The following is a 17,695-nucleotide window of genomic DNA, read 5'->3' as shown; positions in this document are numbered from 1 at the left end:
GCTCTTCATCGTCGCATCCAAGACGTTCTCCACCCTCGAGACCCTCACCAACGCGACAGCGGCAAAGCGTTGGCTGTTCGCCGGTCTGGGCAGCGAAGACGTCTCGGCCGTAGCCAAGCATTTCGTCGCAGTCTCCACCCACGGTGACCGTGTGGCGGAGTTCGGCATCGACACCGCGAACATGTTCGGGTTCTGGGATTGGGTCGGCGGGCGCTACTCCGTCGACTCGGCGATCGGCTTGTCGGTCATGTGTGCCGTCGGACCCGTTCGCTTTGCGGAGTTCCTCGACGGTTTCCACCAGATCGACACGCACTTCCGAAACCAACCGCTCGAGCAGAACGCGCCGGTCCTCCTCGGCCTCATCGGGCTCTGGTATTCCAACTTCTTCGGCGCACAGTCCCGCGCAGTGCTGCCCTACTCCAACGACTTGCTGCGCTTTCCCGCCTACCTGCAGCAGCTGACCATGGAATCCAACGGCAAATCGGTTCGCGCCGACGGCTCACCGGTGACCACGTCCACCGGTGAGATCTTCTGGGGCGAGCCCGGAACCAACGGCCAACACGCCTTCTACCAACTCCTGCATCAGGGCACCTGGCTGGTGCCTGCCGATTTCATCGGGTTCGCGGAATCCACCGACGATCTGCCTACTGCGGACGGCACGGGATCAATGCACGATCTGCTCATGAGTAACTTCTTCGCTCAGACAAAGGTTCTCGCGTTCGGCAAGACTGCCGAAGAAATCGCGTCAGAGGGCACTGCTCCGGAGCTGGTGCCACACAAGGTGATGCCAGGCAACCGACCGTCGAGCACTATCTTGGCGAAGGAGCTGACCCCCTCGGTCGTCGGTCAGCTGATCGCACTTTACGAGCACCAGGTATTTGTCGAAGGTGCTGTCTGGGGTGTCAATCCGTTCGATCAGTGGGGCGTCGAACTCGGCAAGACACAAGCCATGGAACTGGGGCCTGCGCTCTCTTCCGAAGCAGCACCCGGCGACCTCGGCGACACATCCACAGATGCTCTGGTGCAGTGGTACCGCAGAGAGCGCGGACGGGCCTGACTCACGCGGCGGCCGGGCCGAACCAACTTTCCGTTGTGTACACGCGTCCGGATCGGTCGACGAGCCGAGCGCGAAGCTCTTGCTGTTCAACCCATTTGATGGCGCTTATCCCCCGGATCAACGCAGCCTCGCTCGCGGCGTACGCCCACACCGCGTCGTCAGCAATCACCGAGACCTGTGCCCATTCCGTGGAGGGCCGCTCCTGGTTCGGCTCCCAGGAGGGCAGCTCCAGCGCCCGCGCCGTCGCCATCGCGGTTCCGTTGATCAGTTCGACTTCTTCGCTGTCCGGCACCGGAATCTGCCAGCCACCAGCCGGTGCATGGCCGGCCGTGGCGATCACGTCGCCGATCCGCACAGCAACACCGCATTGTAATTCGGCGGCGACGATCTGCGCGGCGCGATCGACGGTGTCGGCCTTGGCAACTCCGGTGATGTCGAACGACGCACCCCAGGGCGCGTACACCACGTCTCCGTCGAGCTGTACGTCCTCGAACGTCGGGGTCGGGTGCACCGGAGGGATGGATTCGTCCTCGGAGTAGTTGTCGGCAAGCGGATTGACTGCACCGCCGGTCATACGGGCAGCCCACAGCGCCGACCGCAGCAGAGCCGACATACGTCGTGTCACTTTGACCGGAGTTCCCTGAGCGAGGTTGACGGCGTGAATCTCGGCGTCTCCCCGGCGAAGGTCGCAGACCGCTTCGGTTTCGTCGATGGCAGCTGCGATCAACGCGTGCGCAGTAGGCAGCGCAGCGCCCTCGGTGACGTCCACCTCCACGGCGGAATCCCACATCGCCCACTTCTCGACACTGACCATGTCAGTCCTGCCCTTCGAACACACTGTGTTGTAACCAGTATGCGCCGGTCAGCAACCCCCGTGCCATAAAGCGCTTCCGAGGCCGAGGCACACATGCCGCAGGTTGAAGCAGCGCACGGCGGGACTGGATGGTAGATCTGTGCGACAGAATTGCCGCCCGGACTGTCGCCCTCCGTGTGCAAGACGTGTAATCCTCCACATGGTTCTGACATGCACCTGACTGCGACGACGTCGACTACTACTGGCGCAGCGGGCAATTCCGATCCGAAAGACGCAGAGTCGACGCTCGACATGTCTGGCCGGCCGGCTGCGCTTCGAGCCCGGTCCGCCGCAGCAACACGCCCGGGCGGCGCTGATGTCACCGCATGAACCTTATGTCACCGCATGAAAAAGTGGGGACCGACGAGAAGCACTGTGTTCCAACGTCGATGACATACCAATCGGCCGCTTTCAATGCGCGTCACTTTCGCAGGTGGACACACCTGAGCGCTCACTCTCGAGTGCAGCAAAATACGGGCCCACCACTGCGCGCGAGCGTCGAGCAGAGCACCGAGAAGAAGTCCCGAACACGCGGCGCGCCAACCGCCGGCACGACGACGCCCGGTGTCCGGCGGCAGCGCTTCGCACGTTACAGACCGAGCAGGAATGCATCGACACAAAATGGATAGGACCGGCTGAAAGAACCTGCAGCACAATGGCGTAACCACCACCGTTCGGCTTATACGCTACCGCCGTACACCTTGGCAAAACGAACGGTCAGTACGCGGCGAAAATCACATACTTTACAAAGTCTTTGGAATTTTTCTGCGCCAAATATCCGCAGGTGAAAGGACTTTCGACCAGAGTCCAGAATAACCGTGTCGTCTACTATGTGAAAACTGCGAAGTAGCTGTGACGCTGGGTCACGCTCGAGGGAGGAATTGTGACCGATTCATTCAAGGACCGTTTGAACGCCTTGTACCCGGCCACAGCACCGAGACTCACCAACGCACAAGTTGTGGAAGCCCTTTCGCAACGTGGATGCAAGATTTCGACACCGTACCTCTCGCAACTCCGGAGCGGTGTGCGCACGAATCCATCGGAGCAAGTCGTTTTGGCATTGGCCGATTACTTCGGCGTGGCAGCAGAGTACTTCTTCGGCCCGACACCTCGCCAAGATCCCGAACTGATTCCGGAAGAAGACCGTTCGGTTGTCGAGGAGTTCCACGACAGCGAATTACGTTCTCTGGCCATAAAAGCGGTCGATCTCTCCCCTGAATCGCAGGACTTGCTCTCATCGATTGCGGAGAAACTTCGCTCGTCCGAAGGACTCCCGGCCGTCCCTCCGGATTGCAGCACCTACACCCCACCGTTCACTCGCGACTAGTCCGGAGCGAAGATCAGCGAGTCAGATCAGCGAGTCAAGCGGCCCAATAGTGCCGAAGCGGTGATGATTCCGAGCAGCGCGGCCCCGATCAGCACGCCGAAGTCGACGAGGTAGTCGGTCGGCATTCCGATCAGCAGACCGCGCAGCGCTGACACCTCGTAACTCAGCGGATTGATGCGACTGAGCCACTGAACCCACGTCGGCATGAGTTCGACCGGGTACAGAGCGTTGGACGCGAAGAACAACGGCATGGTGATCGCCTGGCCGATGCCCATCAATCGATCTCGTTTGAGCACGATCCCCGCGATCGCAACCGACAGACAGGCGAAGAACGCCGAGCCGAGGACAACGACAGCCACGACGCCGAGCAGCTTGATCGGGTTCCACGTCATGCTCACGCCCAGCAGCGCCGCTACAACGACTACGACCACGGCCTGGGCGACCGCACGGATACCGGCTGCAAATGCCTTTCCGGTGACCAGCGCGGCTCGTGGCGTCGGCGTCACCATGAGTTTGGTGAGGACTCCCGCGTCACGCTCCCAGATGATCTGGATTCCGTAGAAGATCGCAACAAAAAGCGCGGACTGCGCAATGATGCCCGGCGCGAGAAACCCGAGATACGGTACGTCGCCAGTCGGGATCGCTCGGATATGACTGAACGTCTGACCGAAGATCACCAACCAGAGGATCGGCTGGATTGCGCGCGTGACCAATTCAGATCGGTCGTGCCGCAACTTCTGAACTTCCACGAGGCAGAATGTTGAAATTCTCGAGAGCAATCGAGCAAGACTGTTGGTAGTGGGATCAGCCCAAGCGGCGCGCTGTGCGACGGGCACTGCGGACATCGTGGAGACCTCCTGACTTGCCGCCAGTGAGGTCGTCGCCGGTGTAGTGACGGAACACGTCTTCGAGAGTGGCCTCCGGCCCCAGTTCGGCGGCCAACGCGCTCGGCTCGCCCACTGCACGAAGTTCACCGTGATGCATCAACGCAACACGATCACACAACTCCTCGGCTTCTTCCATGTAGTGCGTCGTGAGCAGGACGGTCATGCCGTATCGCTTCTGCATCTCCGCCACTCGCTTCCAGACGGATTCGCGGGCAATGGGATCCAACCCCACCGTCGGTTCGTCGAGCACCAGCAGCGACGGTCGGTTCACCAGTGCCTGCGCAAGTTCGAGCCGTCGCACCATACCGCCGGAGAAGCTCGACGCGAGACGCTCACCTGAATCGAGCAGATCCACCATCTCGAGCGCCTGGTCGACGCGCTCGCGTCGTTCGGACCGCGGAACGTCGTACAGGCGCGCGAACCAGGTCACGTTCTCGCGTGCGGTCAATGCGCTTTCGATCGAGAGCTGTTGTGGCACGTACCCGAGGTAGCGCCGAATGGTCATCGCTTCGCTGCGAACGGAGCGACCGAGAATTCGAATGTCACCCTCTTGCAGAGGAAGTAACGTGTTGAGCAATCTGATCGTCGTCGTCTTTCCTGCACCGTTGGGACCGAGCAGGCCGAAGCATTCCCCCGCGTTGACGACCAGACTCAGGTTGTCCACCGCCCGATGACCGCCGAACTTGTATGTGACCGAGTCGATCTCGACCGCGGGTGCGTCAGGGTCAGGCATGTGCACTGCTCGGCTCCTCCACCACTGCGTCAGCATCTCACTGCCCCCCGCCTTCCGATCCGGCTGCTGCCAGAGCGCTCGCCAATCGAGACAGGGCCGGTAGAGCAGCCTCGATACTTGCCCTGTCCTCTGCGGTCAGAGTCGACAATGCCTGACCGACAATCACACTCCGGCGATCACGCCACACCTCGACGCGGGCGCGCGCCTCGTCCGCGAGCACCAATCGCGCGACGCGGCGGTCGGCCTCGTCGGCAACGCGTTCGATCACTCCATCGTCGACGAGCTGCCGCACCAAGGTGGACACCGTGTTTGCCGCGACACCCAATCGCCCGGCAGCCTCGGCCACCGACAGACCCGGGTTGCGTCGTAGCAGCCTGACGAGTTCGATCTGGGCGCCGGCGAGCGGTCGTTCCGCAAACGGCCGCCCCGACGCCTTCCTCGTGCCCCGGCGCAATTGTCCGAGCGTCTCCAGGACGTCATCCGCAAGATTTGCTCCGCTTCCATCCACAACCTCACAATAGCTCTGTAACAGAGCTATTGTCGAGGAATCCGGACGCCCGGCGTTTTCAGCTCGTCCGCAACGGGTATCCCCGATTGCTTGTCCCGAGCACTCCCGCCCAGAACGGAGACGTCATGCGCAGACAGTGGTTGTTCGCGACGGTTGCGAGTACCGCCCTGATCCTCACCGGTTGCTCGCCCGACGCCCTCGATTCCGGGGACAGCGCGGACAACGTCACTGCCATTGCGACGTCGCTGTCGCCACCCGCCGCCGCTGATGCACCCCTGCTGAAGACCGCCGACTCCCCACTCGGGACGATCGCCGTCGACGGCGAAGGCATGACCGTCTACGTCTACAACCCGGACGAGGAGAACTCACAAGCCGGGTCGTGCGACGAAGCGTGCCTGCGTTACTGGCCGGCGGTCACCTCGGTCACGGATTCGCCGATCGTCGAAGGAATCGACGCCGTCATCGACACTGTCGACGGGCCTGAAGGATCTTTCCAGATCACCGTCAACGGCAAGCCCGTCTATCGGTACCTCGACGACAAGGTTCCCGGAGACATGCTCGGACAGAGCGTCGGCAGCCTGTGGTGGATGATCGACGCCGCCGGAAACCCCGTGTTCAAGACCGAGTAACCCTCAGTTGTACGGCTGCCGAGCGGTTTCGGTGTCGCCGTACGTGATTGCCCGTTCCCGACGCGTCTTCGACGCCAGGGTTGCGCCCCAGTTCAGCACCGTGCTGGCGCGATTGCGGAACCCCGCGAGGAACGCGATGTGGATGATTCCCCATGACACCCATCCGATGAACCCGGACAACTGGACCGGCCCTGCCTGAAGCAACGCGTGGCGTCGCGAAATGTAGGCCGCGGTTCCAAGATCGCGGTACTTGAACGGTTTTCGGCTGGGCACTCCGTTTTCCACGGTTGCAGCGATCCGGGCACCGGCGTGCCGACCACCCTGCATCGCGACCTCGGCCACCCCGGCAAGTTTGTCTCGCGACATGAGGTCGCCCACCACGTAGACGTTCGGGTGGCCGGGAACGGTCAGATCGGCTTCCACCTCGATGCGGCCACCGCCGACCTGCTTCACACCCAGCGCCGTGGCCAGTGCCTCGGCGAACGGCACTGCTTCGACGCCCGCGGTCCACAGAATCGTGCGGGTCTCGTACTGCCGCTTCTCTTTTGTCTTCTTGTCCGTCGTCTCGATGCTGGTCTCGCACACGTCGGTGACGTGCACGCCGAGGTGAGTCTCGACGCCGATCCCGTCGAGAGTACGTTTGGCGGCGGCCGAGAGCTTGCGACTGAACGAAGGGAGCACCCGATCGTCGCCGTGGAAGAGCAGTACCCTTGCCTCGTCAGGGTCGATGGACCGGAACTCGTTGGTGAGCGCGTGCATCGCCAATTCGCGGATCTGTCCGGCTAATTCGACGCCGGTGGGTCCGCCGCCCGCCACGGCGAATGTCAGCCACGGTCGACGTTCTTCCGCAGTCGGGAGCGATTCGGCCATCTCGAACGCAGCAATGAGACTGCGCCTGATCGCCAAAGCGTCGTCGAGGGTTTTCATGCCGGGCGCCCATTTGATGAACTCGTCCTGGCCGTGGTAGGACTGGCGCATTCCAGCCGCCACGATCAGGTAGTCGTACGGCAATTCGAAGGTCGACCCGTCGAAGCGACTGGCAGTCAGTATCCCGGCGTCGGCGTCCACCGACTTGGCCTCGCCCAGAACGACGTTCGTGTTCTTGTTGTCCTCGAGCAGATGTCGCAGCGGACTTGCGATCTGCCCTTCGGAGAGCAGACCCGTGGCGCACTGGTAGAGCAGGGGCTGGAAGACGTGGCTGGTCCCTCGGTCGATCAGAACCACCTCGACGTCAGCCTTCTTGAGTCGTCTCGCTGCATACAGTCCACCGAAGCCGCCACCGACGATCACTACCCGGGGCTTACCGTTCGAGATGTGGATGCTCATCAGACAAACCTCGCTGTCACGGAGTTGGGCAGGAATCGTAGGGCCGCATCTATCCCTTGCCACTTGAGGCCGGGTAGCGCCGCTCGGGTGGTTTCCTTCTCGATAGCGTCGACCATGGCACTGACGCCTTCGTCCAGACTGGCCATGAGCGCAGCGTCGTCGCCGGCGCCGGCGGACATGTCGGTCTTGATGAAGCCCGGCAGCAGCGTGGTGACCCGAATAGGTGTGCGCGCCAACTCGATACTGAGCGCCTCACCCAGCGCCGCTACTCCCGCCTTGCTCGCCGAATAGGCCGCTTTTGGCCCGGGTAGCCCCCGATCCGCGCTTATCGAGGACACGAGAACCAGGTGTCCGGAGTCCTGCGCGCGGAAGATCTCGAGCGCAGCTTCACACTGCGACAGCGCGCCGACAAAATTCGTCTGCGCTGTTGCAAGATTCGCGTGCGCTTTTCCGGTTCCGATCTTGGCGCCCTTGCCGAGCCCGGCGTTCACGATCACCCGGTCCAGGCCACCCAACTCGTCGCGCAGCTCACCGAAAACCCGGACGACGGAATCGTGTTCGGTCACATCGAGTTCGCGCACTGCGACGCTGATCGACGGGTACTGCGCCACCAGCTCCCCACGCAGCGTGTCGAGACGATCCGTCCGCCGGGCACACAACGCGAGGTCGCGACCGGCCGCGGCGAATCTCCTGGCCATCTCCTCACCCAGACCCGAACTGGCACCGGTGATCAAAATCTTCTGCCGCGTCATGGGTGCAACTGTAACCATCATCGAGTTCTCGTACCCGGCGGTAACCGAGCGAACTCGGACCGATCCGACATACCGTGGAGCAATGACCGACGAATTCGATGTCATCGTGATCGGCGGTGGACCCGCCGGCGAGAACGCCGCCGCATACGCCATCGCCGGAAGTAATCGCACCGCCGCAATCGTGGAACACGAACTGGTCGGCGGTGAATGCTCGTATTGGGCCTGTATGCCCAGCAAGGCACTACTGCGCCCGGGGCAGGTCCTCGAGGCGGCCGACGCCTTGCCCGGGATCCCGGCCGGACCGCTGGACGTCGATGCCGTTCTGAAACGGCGCGACTCGTTCACCCACAACCACGACGACTCGTCCCAGGTCGACTGGGCAACCTCCGCGGGCATCACCGTGATCAAAGGCCACGGGGTCATCGACGGCGAGCGAGCAGTGACCGTCGACGGGACCCGTAAGCTCCGTGCCCGCCGTGCCGTCGTACTCGCCACGGGAACGACCGCCACCGTCCCGAAGACACCGGGATTGCGCGAGGCACTCCCGTGGACCTCGCGCGACGCCACCAACCTGCACGAGGTTCCGTCGCGAGTGGCGGTCATCGGCGGCGGAGTGGTCGCAACTGAGTGCGCAACGTGGTTGTCGTCGTTCGGCGCTCACGTGACGTTGCTCGTGAGGGGCGATGCTCTGTTGAAATCAGCAGAACCGTTTGCCGGAACGATGGTGGCCGAAGCACTCGGTGCCCGCGGTGTGGACGTTCGACTGAGCACTGCCGTCAACTCGGTCTCACGCCCCGATGCCAAGGACACCGGCGAAGGTCACATCCACGGTGGACCCGTCAGCATCGAGACATCGTCCGGCGTGATCGAAGTCGACGAGGTCATCGTCGCGGCGGGCCGCGGGCCGACATCTGCCGATCTCGGCTTGTCCGTCATCGGCCTCGAGGACGGCAAGTACGTCACCACTGACGATCACCTCTGTGCCCAAGGTGAGTGGCTCTACGCCGTCGGCGACATCAACGGTCGTTCTCCCCTCACCCACATGGGCAAGTATCAGGCGAGAGTCTGCGGAGACGTCATCGCCGCGCGGGCCGAGAGCCGCGGACTCAGGGGACCTCGGTACACGGCGTCGGCGGACAACGGACAGGTCCCCCAGGTGGTGTTCACCTCACCCGAAATCGCCTGGGTGGGACGCACCGAGAAGAAAGCTCGCGACGACGGCTACGACGTCGAAGTCGTGGAGATCGAACTCGCCGTCGCGGGATCTTCGCTGCTGCGCGACGACTACTCGGGGCGCGCGAAGTTGGTGATCGACAAGGCCACCGACGTGATCCTCGGCGCTACCTTCGCCGGGCCCGAAGTATCCGAGCTGGTGCATGCGGCGACAATCGCGGTCGTCGGCGCCGTACCACTGGAAACTCTCTGGCATGCGGTGCCCTCGTATCCGACGGTCAGTGAAGTCTGGCTTCGATTGCTGGAGGCTCGCCGCTGACGCGCTCCCGAAGTACGTATAGTCGCGACATGGCGTCCGACATACTTGTGACCACGGCCGACGGCACCCTGCGCGGCCGCCGGGTGGGAAAACTTCGTGCCTGGCGCGGAATTCCCTACGCCCGGCCGCCGGTCGGAACACTGCGTCTGACGCGACCCCAGCCGGTCACGCCGTGGACCGGAGAACGCGACGCGACCAGGTTCGGCGACGCGTCTGTCCAACACAAGAAGGGGCTGTTGCTCGCGCCCGGGAAGTACCAGCCGAGCAGCGAGGACTGCCTGACGCTCAACGTGCTCGCCCCCGCGAACACCGGCAATACTCCGCGTCCCGTCATGGTTTTCATCCACGGTGGGGCAAACACCATCGGGACCTCGGCCACCGGCTTGTACTCGGGCGTGTCCCTCGTCGAACGCGGCGACGTCGTCTACGTCTCGATCAACTACCGACTCGGCGCTCTGGGCTACCTCGATTTCACCCCGTTCTCAACATCCGAGCGCGTATTCGACTCCAACCTCGGACTGCGCGATCAGGTCGCGGCCCTGCAGTGGGTGCAACGCAACATCGCCGCCTTCGGTGGGGATCCTGAAAAAGTCACGATTTTCGGTGAATCCGCCGGAGCCACCGCCGTCACCACCCTGATGGCGACTCCGGCCGCCAAGGGACTCTTCGCCGGCGCTATCGCCGAGAGTTCGGCTCCGGATCTGGTCTCGAGCACGCAGCGATCGCATGCCTGGGGCGCGCGTTTCGTCGAGATCCTCAATTCCGGCCTACCACCCGCGAAGGCCCTGACCTCGGCGACAGCCGTCGAATTGGGCAGAGCCGGAAGCAGACTGGGCGCCGAGGTACTCGCGAACACACCTGGACTACATCCCTTCGGACCGGTCGTCGACGGCGACTTCCTCCCCCGCTCCCCCTTGGACGCATTCAAAGAAGGATCGGCACACCAGGTGCCGATGATCATCGGCACCAACAGACGGGAGGGGACGCTGTTCCCGAAGGTGCTCGACGCACTTCCGACCAACCCGTCGCGCATCGACACCATGTTTGCCCTCACCGATCCCGAGGCCGGGAAGCGCATCCTCGCAACCTATCCCGGCTACCCGGACGAGCAGTCCGCGATCGACGTCGGCGGAGACGTCACGTTCTGGCACCCGTCCGTGGAGTTGATGCAAGCGCACGCACAATCGGCGCCGACGTACGCCTACCGATTCGACTTCGCGCCGACGATGATGCGCTGGCTCGGCCTCGACGCCACACACGGATTCGAGATGTTTGCAGTCTTCGGCATCGGTGACACCCTTGTCGGGCGCGGCCTCACCCTTCCCGGCGGTCGACGCGGACTGCGCGCAGTCACCGAATCTGTTCAGGGACACTGGCTTCACTTCGCCGAGCACGGCTCGCCGCGCGGATCGTGGCCGCGCTACGAGGGGCAGGAGCGTCGGACCATGATCTTCGACGAGATCGTCCGCGTCGAGAACGATCCCAGACGTGAACAACGCTTGGCCTGGGCGGGATACAGCGGTTACCGTAGCCACGGCACCGACATCTCCCTACCGTGACGAGCCCCCTCGAGATCACTCTCGATTCCGGGGTCGTACGCGGGCGCCTCGATCGAGGACTGCGCACCTGGCGAGCAATCCCCTACGCGGCGGCCCCGACCGGTCCTCGGAGATTTCGCGCACCGCAGCCGGTCGAGGCTTGGAATGGTGTCCGCCCGGCGGAAGCATTCGGCTCTCCGTCTCCGCAGCGCAAGAGCAATTTCGACGAGAACTCACTCTTCGTCAATGTCGTGGCCCCGCAGGTACCGTCGGATTCGTTGCGACCGGTCATGGTTTTCATTCACGGCGGCGCGTACAACGGCGGGAATCCGTCGACGCCCATGTACCGCGGAACGAGCCTGGTCGAACGTGGCGACATCGTCTACGTCTCGATCCAATATCGTCTCGGCGCGTTGGGCTACCTCGATTTCAGTGAATATTCCACTGCGGAAAGATCATTCGAGACGAACCTCGGATTGCGCGATCAGATCGCCGCGATGACGTGGGTCCAACGCAACATCGCCGCTTTCGGCGGCGACCCGAACGCCGTCACCGTCTTCGGTGAATCGTCCGGCGCCAACGCGGTCACCACTCTGATGGCAACGCCGGCGGCACGAGGGCTGTTCGCCCGGGCCATCGCTCAAAGTCCGCCGGCTGCTTCGGCATACGGAAAAGAGCGAGCGCACCGTTGGGCACGCGAGTTCCTCGAGATCGCACAGGCTCCGGATACCGATCCGGGATCGTGGCTGCGCTCCGCTTCGGTGAAGGACCTGGTCGCTGCCGGCGAAGAACTTGCGCGCCGCGGCGCGGACGAAGAACCCGGAACGCGGGCATTTGCCCCCGTGGTGGGTGACGACGTCCTTCCCGAACACCCGCTCGACGTGTTCGCCGCCGGACGCGCCCACCCCGTTCCGCTGCTCGTCGGTTCGAATCTCCACGAGGGAAGAATCTTCCCGCGCGTTCTCGACATCTTGCCTACCGACCCGGTTCGGATCGAGAAGATGTTCTCCCACACCACCCCTGAAGTGAAAGCACGTGCGCTCGCGGCGTATCCCACGTATCCGCACCGGTTTGCTGCCGCAGATCTCGGCGGCGACATCACGTTCTGGGAGCCCGCGATACTCTGCGCACAGGGTCATTGCCAGGTAGCTCCTACCTACAGTTACCGCTACGATTTTGCGCCTCGCCTGCTCAGACTCGTCGGCATGGGCGCTACCCACGCCACCGAATTGCTTGCGGTCTTCGGGCGTTCGGATGCACTCACCGCGGCCTTGACCGCGGTCGGTGGGCGCCGCGGACTGACTGCGGTGACCTCCACCATGCAGCGCCACTGGATCCATTTCGCCCGCCACGGAGTGCCGGACCGGGATTGGCCCGCCTACTCCGTACCGGAGCGGCAAACAATGATCTTCGACGAGACGTCCCGAGTGGAGAACGACCCGATGGGTGAGCGTCGACGGGCTTGGATCGGCTACGAGCACAGGCGCTGAAGCCCGATCAGAAGAACTGACCTTTCACGAAACCTGCGAGTAGGACGGCAAATCCGCCCACCTCACCGAGGATCAGCAGAAACATCCCGAGGTGCAGGGGCGGACCGGCGGACTCGAACTGATTGTCGGTGTCCTTCATCGCACCGTGAGCGATGTAGCTGAATATCGCTGCGAGAAAGAAGAACACGACCACTGCGGCACTGGTCAGGTTGATCCACGTCGGCCACGCACTGAGTTCGACGAACACCGCGATCAGCAGCGTCGCAAACGAGTACATCAGGGCAGCGCGGTGTGCGATGTCGACATACGGATGGGCGAGGTGATTGTCCGAAGTGGCCATCTGTCGGTATTTCCAGATTCCCAGGCACAGGGAGAGAAGGAAGATCAGACCGGCCGCGAGAAGCGTCAGTGTCGTGTCGATCCCCAGCGTCATCTGCCCACCCCGCAGTGCGTTTCCAGCGAGTCACCGCTGGGTGATCCAGCCGAAGGCTTGTCGTAGACGACAACCAGCACCACCGCACGATCCGCCGACACCGACCGCATCCGGTGCGGCGTATTCGCGTCGAAGTACAAGCTGTCGCCGGCGTCGAGGTGCATCGTCTGCCCGGGGATTTCGAATTCTACGGATCCGGAATGCACGAACACGAACTCCTCTCCCGTGTGGTCCATGAACTTGGGACCCATCACCGAGGCCGGATGAACCACGAACGGCTGCATGGCCTTTCCGACCAGTGAGGGCGCGATCGGATCGTAGACGGAAGACTGCACGGAGTTGGCCGGGTCGATCACGCGGTCCTTCGCGCGCACGATCGTCATGGCATTTCCCTCCATACTGTCCGAGAACAGTTGCCCCACATCGGCATCGAGCACACGCGCAATCTTGAGTGCCACCGCGATCGACGGGGTACTGATACCCCGCTCGACCTTGGAGAGATAGCTCTTCGTCAGACCGGTCTGCTCGGCCAGGCCCTCGAGCGTCAGACCGGCGCGACGCCGATGTGTTCGCAAAAACGCTGCCATTCGGTTCCCCTCACGCGACTTTGTGTCATCACCCTACCAATACATTGACCTGCGGCGATCAGCGATGCAGGAATCGAGGGTTGCACATTTCCGTCCTATATGACACTTTGTGTCTTATAGGTGACTGAATGTCATTGAATTCCGGGTCCCGAGAAAGGCACACCCCATGACCGACACGATGCATGCGAGCAAGCAGGAACTCATGGCCACCGCCGAGACGAAGATGCTCACCGAAGTAACGACAGGTAGTTGGACTCTTCGACAGAAGATCGCACTGACCTGCCGGGCACTGTCGGACGCCGGCCACGACTCCGGCCTTGCCGGACAGATCTCCGCCCGCGGTGGGCAGCCAGGAACGTTTGTCACACAGCGACTCGGCCTCGGGTTCGACGAGATCACCGAGGACAACCTCCTGCTCGTCAACGAGGATCTCGAAGTCCTCGACGGGGAGGGCATGCCGAACCCCGCCAACAGGTTCCACAGTTGGATCTACCGCGCACGACCCGACGTCAACTGCATCGTCCACACACACCCACTACATGCGACGGCGCTGTCGATGCTCGAGATTCCCCTCGTCGTCTCCCAAATGGACATCGCGCCGCTCTACGACGACTGCGCATTTCTCGCCGACTGGCCCGGGGTTCCCGTGGGAAACGAGGAGGGCGAGATCATTTCGGCTGCACTCGGCGACAAGCGGGCAATTCTGCTCGCCCACCACGGCCAACTCGTCGTCGGCAACACGGTCGAAGAGGCATGCTCTCTCGGGCATCTGATCGAGCGAGCGGCCAGACTGCAGTTGCTGGCGATGGCTGCCGGAGACATCAAGCCGCTACCGCCTCGCCTGGCGAAGGAGGCACACGATTGGACACTGACTCCTCGGCGCAGCGAGGCGAACTTCGCTTACTACGCCCGTCGCGCTCTCCGCAATCATCCCGACACACTGACCAACTGACTTTTGTTTCCCACCAACAGAACTGAGAGCCTCATGAGCAGCACCATCAAGGGAATCGTCGCCTATCCCATCACCCCGTTCGACCGGGACACCGGAGCATTCGACCCCAAGCCGCTACACACGCTCCTCGACAGCATGATCAGCAGTGGTGTCGACGCGATAGCCCCACTCGGCAGTACCGGCGAGAGCGCCTATCTCGACGATGCAGAGTGGGAGACGGTCGCTCGGGAGACTGTCGACTACGTCGACCGCCGAGTCCCCACCGTCGTCGGAGTGTCGGATCTGACGACGGCGGGAGCACTCCGCCGAGCATCGATCGCGGCAGACGCCGGAGCCGACGCAATGATGATCCTCCCCACGTCGTACTGGCATCTGGGTGAGCAGGAGATTCGTGAACACGTCACCGCGGTGGCCGATTCCGTCGACATTCCCACGATGATCTACAACAATCCGGCCACCACCGGGATCGACATGTCGCCGGAGTTTCTCGTCGATCTCGTCTCCACCGTCGACGGCGTCACGATGATCAAGGAATCCACCGGCGACATCACCCGGATGAACCGCATCAACGAACTGAGCGGTGGCACGATCCCCTTCTTCAACGGCAGCAATCCTCTTGCACTGCAATCTTTCTCTGCCGGTGCAAGCGGATGGTGCACGGCAGCCCCGTGTCTGGCCCCCGAACAGGTGGTGCACTTCTGGCGTCTACTCGAATCCGGTGATCGGTCGGGTGCCGCCGCTGTGTTCGAACAGATCGAGCCGCTGCTGAAGGTCCTCGTCAGTCGCGGACTGCCGTCGACGGTCAAAGCCGGGTTGGAATCTCTCGGCGTCGACGCCGGCCTTCCCCGCCGGCCCCTGCTGTCCCTCGACGACAACACCAGGACAGCTTTGTCCGACGCTCTGTCGGTGGCTCGCGGTGTAATCGTCGCGTCGTGACCTGACGTGGGAGTGGGTTCCGGCAAGATGGGATGCACACCGACCGAAGGAGGGGCACCATGTCCGTAGATTCACGGTCTGCGAGGATCGCCGTCACCGGCGCGACCGGTCATATCGGCGGACTGGTGGCCCGGTCGTTGGCCGACGCCGGTGTCCCGCAGCGGCTGATCGCACGGTCGGTCAACCGATTACCGCAGCTCCCCGGTGCCGATTCGGCCGAGACCACGTACGGGGATCAGAAGCGCGCTCTCGCGGCTCTGGCCGGAATCGACACCCTCTTCATGGTCTCGGCGGCCGAAAGCGCAGATCGTCTGGATCAGCACCGCACCTTCATCGACGCCGCAGCGGAGGCCGGGGTCAGGCACATCGTGTACACGTCTTTCCTCGGCGCTGCTCCGGACGCGACGTTCACGCTCGCTCGCGATCACTGGGTCACCGAAGAACATATCCGCGCTTCCGGGCTCGCATTCACCTTCCTGCGCGACAGCTTCTACCTCGATTTCCTACCCGCTCTCGCCGGTGAAGACGGTGTGATCCGCGGACCCGCAGGGGACGGTCTCGTCGGCGCGGTAGCGCGCTCCGACATTGCTGCCGTCGCTGTGTCGGTTCTGCAGGATCTGGATTCTCATGTCGGACAGACGTACAGCCTGACCGGACGGGAGGCACTGACGCTCTCCGAGGCCGCGAGCATCATCACCGAAGTCACCGGCAAGCGAACCACGTACGTCGAGGAAACGCTCGAGGAAGCTTACGAATCGCGGGCGTCGTACAACGCACCCGCTTGGGAACTCGACGCATGGGTGTCGACGTACACCGCAATCGCGCAGGGTGAATTGGCGCTGATCACGGGCACCGTGGAGGACCTTGTCGGCCGGCCTGCGCTCACGCTGCGTGAATTCCTCACAGCAGAAACCGCCTGATGCCACCACGCAAAGCAACCACGGCACGCAAGGCTGCCGCAAAGAAGGCTGCACCGAAGAAGGCTGCACCCAAGAGGAACACGACCAGAAAGACCGCCCCGAAGAAGACTGTCGCAAAGAAGAGCTCACGCGCGACGATGCCGGATGTGCCGACTGCCGGCCCTGGTGAGAGAGTCTGGCTCCTCGACGTTCCCTTTCGGACGCCGGCGCCTGGTGCGCAATTCGTCAAGAAATGGAAGAGCTACGCGTGGGTCGGTACGGAGTTGCCCGTAGAACTCGCTCCATTCAAGGCACTCCCCTTCTCTTATCAGCAGTGGGTAGAGGACGACATCAATGACAGCACCGGTGAACGTCCCGTTGCTGCACCCAAAATTCCTCGGCCCGAGCAGGTTTCGGGGGCTGCAGCCGTCGTCGATGCCGCTCGCGCCGGCAAACGCGGGTTTCTGTTGGCAGACAATGCAGGCCTGGGTAAGACGCTGATCGCAGTGATGTCTGCCAAGACGATTGCCGAGGAGCGCGGCGAAACCAACATCCTCGTCCTCGTCGATCGACCCGCACAGATCACCATCCCGCATTGGCGCTATTCCATCGCCTCGGTGGGCGACGGTGGATTCCGCTGGTTGATCATGTCGCCTGACCAATTGAAGAAGCTGATCGCGCGAAACGGACGCCCCAAGTACACGTTCGGTGTGGTGATTGCCGACGAGGCCCAGCTGTACAGCAACGACACACAGCGCACGGCCGCATTCGAGAAGGTCGCGCGCTTTTCGAATGCTCACGAGCAAGCGCCGTTCGTCCTGTCCGTGACAGCAACACCGGGACACACGCCGGCCGATCAGCGTTACCTGGCACCGCTTTTCGCGCAGCTGCATTCAGAACCTTCGGAGTACTGGTCCGACCTGGGCGCCAGGCTGGTCGAGTCCGGCCTTCCGCTGGACAAGTCCTACGGGAAGTGGACGTGGAGCGCAGAGGCGAAGGAATCACCTGCGCTGCAATCTCGCGCGCTCGAGACCGTGCGTGGGTGGATGTCGAACAGCAAACCGCCCTTGATGATTCATCGACCGACTCCGTGGGGACCCGTTCCGCTCGACGGTATGCCGATCGACCTCACCCATGCCCAGCGCGCCGAGTACGAGACGAAGTGGGCCGAGTACGCCTACGAAATGGGATTGGCCCGCAAGAGTCGCAACATCGCGCGCGGCCGTGCGCTGGTTCTGCGCTACCGACAGAAAGCGGGCATGATCCGCGCCGAGTCGACGGCCCAGTGGGCGCAGG

The 17,695-nt window shown here is 63.0% G+C and carries 19 protein-coding genes; 11 read left to right on the top strand and 8 right to left on the bottom strand.

Annotation, left to right across the window (positions count from 1 at the left end; all coding sequences use genetic code 11):
- Window positions 1-1,057: glucose-6-phosphate isomerase (gene pgi / locus A2J01_RS02240; protein ID WP_082900781.1), on the top strand; the 1,057-nt coding region annotated here is incomplete at its 5' end.
- A 1-nt stretch (window position 1,058) separates the two neighbouring features.
- On the opposite strand, the gene A2J01_RS02235 is transcribed toward pgi, so the two are convergent.
- Entirely contained in the window at window positions 1,059-1,871 is an 813-nt protein-coding gene (locus A2J01_RS02235) for an FAD:protein FMN transferase (RefSeq protein ID WP_007727618.1), read from the bottom strand.
- A gap of 210 nt (window positions 1,872-2,081) precedes the next feature.
- On the opposite strand from A2J01_RS02235, the gene A2J01_RS35615 reads away from it, so the two are divergent.
- Window positions 2,082-2,240, top strand: a complete 159-nt coding sequence (locus tag A2J01_RS35615) for a hypothetical protein (RefSeq protein WP_155277906.1) — start codon at window positions 2,082-2,084, stop codon at window positions 2,238-2,240.
- Between the two features lie 553 nt (window positions 2,241-2,793).
- A complete protein-coding gene (locus A2J01_RS02230) occupies window positions 2,794-3,237 on the top strand; it encodes a helix-turn-helix domain-containing protein (protein ID WP_003946341.1) in 444 nt (147 codons plus the stop codon).
- Window positions 3,238-3,263: 26 nt separating this feature from the next.
- On the opposite strand, the gene A2J01_RS02225 is transcribed toward A2J01_RS02230, so the two are convergent.
- From A2J01_RS02225 to A2J01_RS02215, 3 genes are read right to left on the bottom strand one after another with little or no spacing between them, the layout of a single operon-like run.
- Window positions 3,264-4,082, bottom strand: a complete 819-nt coding sequence (locus A2J01_RS02225; RefSeq protein WP_064111761.1) for an ABC transporter permease — start codon at window positions 4,080-4,082, stop codon at window positions 3,264-3,266.
- On the bottom strand, window positions 4,042-4,857 hold the full coding sequence (locus tag A2J01_RS02220) for an ABC transporter ATP-binding protein (RefSeq protein WP_371698823.1): 816 nt from the start codon (window positions 4,855-4,857) through the stop codon (window positions 4,042-4,044). The genes A2J01_RS02225 and A2J01_RS02220 overlap by 41 nt, the downstream gene beginning before the upstream one ends.
- A 37-nt stretch (window positions 4,858-4,894) precedes the next feature.
- Complete coding sequence (locus tag A2J01_RS02215; RefSeq protein WP_058037873.1) at window positions 4,895-5,365, bottom strand: MarR family winged helix-turn-helix transcriptional regulator; 471 nt, start codon at window positions 5,363-5,365, stop codon at window positions 4,895-4,897.
- A 125-nt stretch (window positions 5,366-5,490) separates the two neighbouring features.
- Here A2J01_RS02215 and A2J01_RS02210 point away from each other — a divergent pair, with 125 nt between their 5' ends.
- Window positions 5,491-5,994 (top strand): COG4315 family predicted lipoprotein, encoded by a 504-nt coding sequence (locus A2J01_RS02210; RefSeq protein WP_003946334.1) that lies wholly within the window; start codon window positions 5,491-5,493, stop codon window positions 5,992-5,994.
- A 3-nt stretch (window positions 5,995-5,997) separates the two neighbouring features.
- On the opposite strand, the gene A2J01_RS02205 is transcribed toward A2J01_RS02210, so the two are convergent.
- Together A2J01_RS02205 and A2J01_RS02200 are read right to left on the bottom strand one after the other, a co-directional pair.
- Window positions 5,998-7,320, bottom strand: a complete 1,323-nt coding sequence (locus A2J01_RS02205; RefSeq protein ID WP_064111758.1) for an NAD(P)/FAD-dependent oxidoreductase — start codon at window positions 7,318-7,320, stop codon at window positions 5,998-6,000.
- Window positions 7,320-8,072 carry an SDR family oxidoreductase gene (locus A2J01_RS02200; protein ID WP_007727631.1) on the bottom strand — a complete coding sequence of 251 codons (753 nt, stop codon included), beginning with the start codon at window positions 8,070-8,072 and terminating at the stop codon, window positions 7,320-7,322. The genes A2J01_RS02205 and A2J01_RS02200 overlap by 1 nt, the downstream gene beginning before the upstream one ends.
- An 82-nt stretch (window positions 8,073-8,154) precedes the next feature.
- On the opposite strand from A2J01_RS02200, the gene A2J01_RS02195 reads away from it, so the two are divergent.
- From A2J01_RS02195 to A2J01_RS02185, 3 genes are read left to right on the top strand one after another with little or no spacing between them, the layout of a single operon-like run.
- Entirely contained in the window at window positions 8,155-9,564 is a 1,410-nt protein-coding gene (locus tag A2J01_RS02195) for a dihydrolipoyl dehydrogenase family protein (protein ID WP_030534884.1), read from the top strand.
- Window positions 9,565-9,593: 29 nt separating this feature from the next.
- Window positions 9,594-11,123 (top strand): carboxylesterase/lipase family protein, encoded by a 1,530-nt coding sequence (locus A2J01_RS02190; protein WP_003946388.1) that lies wholly within the window; start codon window positions 9,594-9,596, stop codon window positions 11,121-11,123.
- Entirely contained in the window at window positions 11,120-12,592 is a 1,473-nt protein-coding gene (locus A2J01_RS02185) for a carboxylesterase/lipase family protein (RefSeq protein WP_007727639.1), read from the top strand. Before A2J01_RS02190 ends, A2J01_RS02185 begins: the two co-directional genes overlap by 4 nt.
- A gap of 7 nt (window positions 12,593-12,599) precedes the next feature.
- Here A2J01_RS02185 and A2J01_RS02180 read toward each other — a convergent pair whose 3' ends face one another.
- Both A2J01_RS02180 and A2J01_RS02175 read right to left on the bottom strand, forming a co-directional pair.
- On the bottom strand, window positions 12,600-13,025 hold the full coding sequence (locus A2J01_RS02180) for a hypothetical protein (protein WP_003946354.1): 426 nt from the start codon (window positions 13,023-13,025) through the stop codon (window positions 12,600-12,602).
- Window positions 13,022-13,612 (bottom strand): helix-turn-helix domain-containing protein, encoded by a 591-nt coding sequence (locus tag A2J01_RS02175; RefSeq protein ID WP_003946400.1) that lies wholly within the window; start codon window positions 13,610-13,612, stop codon window positions 13,022-13,024. The genes A2J01_RS02180 and A2J01_RS02175 overlap by 4 nt, the downstream gene beginning before the upstream one ends.
- 166 nt (window positions 13,613-13,778) lie before the next feature.
- On the opposite strand from A2J01_RS02175, the gene A2J01_RS02170 reads away from it, so the two are divergent.
- From A2J01_RS02170 to A2J01_RS02155, 4 genes are all read left to right on the top strand, one after another.
- On the top strand, window positions 13,779-14,564 hold the full coding sequence (locus A2J01_RS02170; protein WP_030534888.1) for an aldolase: 786 nt from the start codon (window positions 13,779-13,781) through the stop codon (window positions 14,562-14,564).
- A gap of 33 nt (window positions 14,565-14,597) precedes the next feature.
- A complete protein-coding gene (locus A2J01_RS02165) occupies window positions 14,598-15,500 on the top strand; it encodes a dihydrodipicolinate synthase family protein (protein WP_064111756.1) in 903 nt (300 codons plus the stop codon).
- A 59-nt stretch (window positions 15,501-15,559) separates the two neighbouring features.
- A complete protein-coding gene (locus A2J01_RS02160) occupies window positions 15,560-16,420 on the top strand; it encodes an SDR family oxidoreductase (protein ID WP_007727644.1) in 861 nt (286 codons plus the stop codon).
- A partial coding sequence (locus A2J01_RS02155) for a DEAD/DEAH box helicase family protein (RefSeq protein WP_064111754.1) occupies window positions 16,420-17,695 on the top strand: 1,276 nt, incomplete at its 3' end. The genes A2J01_RS02160 and A2J01_RS02155, both read left to right, overlap by 1 nt.

This window comes from Rhodococcus sp. EPR-134 (assembly GCF_001647205.1).
Classification (GTDB): Bacteria; Actinomycetota; Actinomycetes; order Mycobacteriales; family Mycobacteriaceae; genus Rhodococcus_F; species Rhodococcus_F qingshengii.
Note: the sequence above shows the minus strand (reverse complement) of the source record. Positions and strands in the feature narration are given on the sequence as shown.

Bases quoted from the DNA above. Each gene is read 5' to 3' on its own strand.
- A2J01_RS02235 (WP_007727618.1), bottom strand. From the start codon at position 1,871: ATGGTCAGTGTCGAGAAGTGGGCGATGTGGGATTCCGCCGTGGAGGTG.
- A2J01_RS35615 (WP_155277906.1), top strand. From the start codon at position 2,082: ATGCACCTGACTGCGACGACGTCGACTACTACTGGCGCAGCGGGCAAT.
- A2J01_RS02225 (WP_064111761.1), bottom strand. From the start codon at position 4,082: ATGTCCGCAGTGCCCGTCGCACAGCGCGCCGCTTGGGCTGATCCCACT.
- A2J01_RS02220 (WP_371698823.1), bottom strand. From the start codon at position 4,857: ATGCCTGACCCTGACGCACCCGCGGTCGAGATCGACTCGGTCACATAC.
- A2J01_RS02210 (WP_003946334.1), top strand. From the start codon at position 5,491: ATGCGCAGACAGTGGTTGTTCGCGACGGTTGCGAGTACCGCCCTGATC.
- A2J01_RS02205 (WP_064111758.1), bottom strand. From the start codon at position 7,320: ATGAGCATCCACATCTCGAACGGTAAGCCCCGGGTAGTGATCGTCGGT.
- A2J01_RS02200 (WP_007727631.1), bottom strand. From the start codon at position 8,072: ATGACGCGGCAGAAGATTTTGATCACCGGTGCCAGTTCGGGTCTGGGT.
- A2J01_RS02195 (WP_030534884.1), top strand. From the start codon at position 8,155: ATGACCGACGAATTCGATGTCATCGTGATCGGCGGTGGACCCGCCGGC.
- A2J01_RS02190 (WP_003946388.1), top strand. From the start codon at position 9,594: ATGGCGTCCGACATACTTGTGACCACGGCCGACGGCACCCTGCGCGGC.
- A2J01_RS02180 (WP_003946354.1), bottom strand. From the start codon at position 13,025: ATGACGCTGGGGATCGACACGACACTGACGCTTCTCGCGGCCGGTCTG.
- A2J01_RS02175 (WP_003946400.1), bottom strand. From the start codon at position 13,612: ATGGCAGCGTTTTTGCGAACACATCGGCGTCGCGCCGGTCTGACGCTC.
- A2J01_RS02170 (WP_030534888.1), top strand. From the start codon at position 13,779: ATGACCGACACGATGCATGCGAGCAAGCAGGAACTCATGGCCACCGCC.
- A2J01_RS02165 (WP_064111756.1), top strand. From the start codon at position 14,598: ATGAGCAGCACCATCAAGGGAATCGTCGCCTATCCCATCACCCCGTTC.
- A2J01_RS02160 (WP_007727644.1), top strand. From the start codon at position 15,560: ATGTCCGTAGATTCACGGTCTGCGAGGATCGCCGTCACCGGCGCGACC.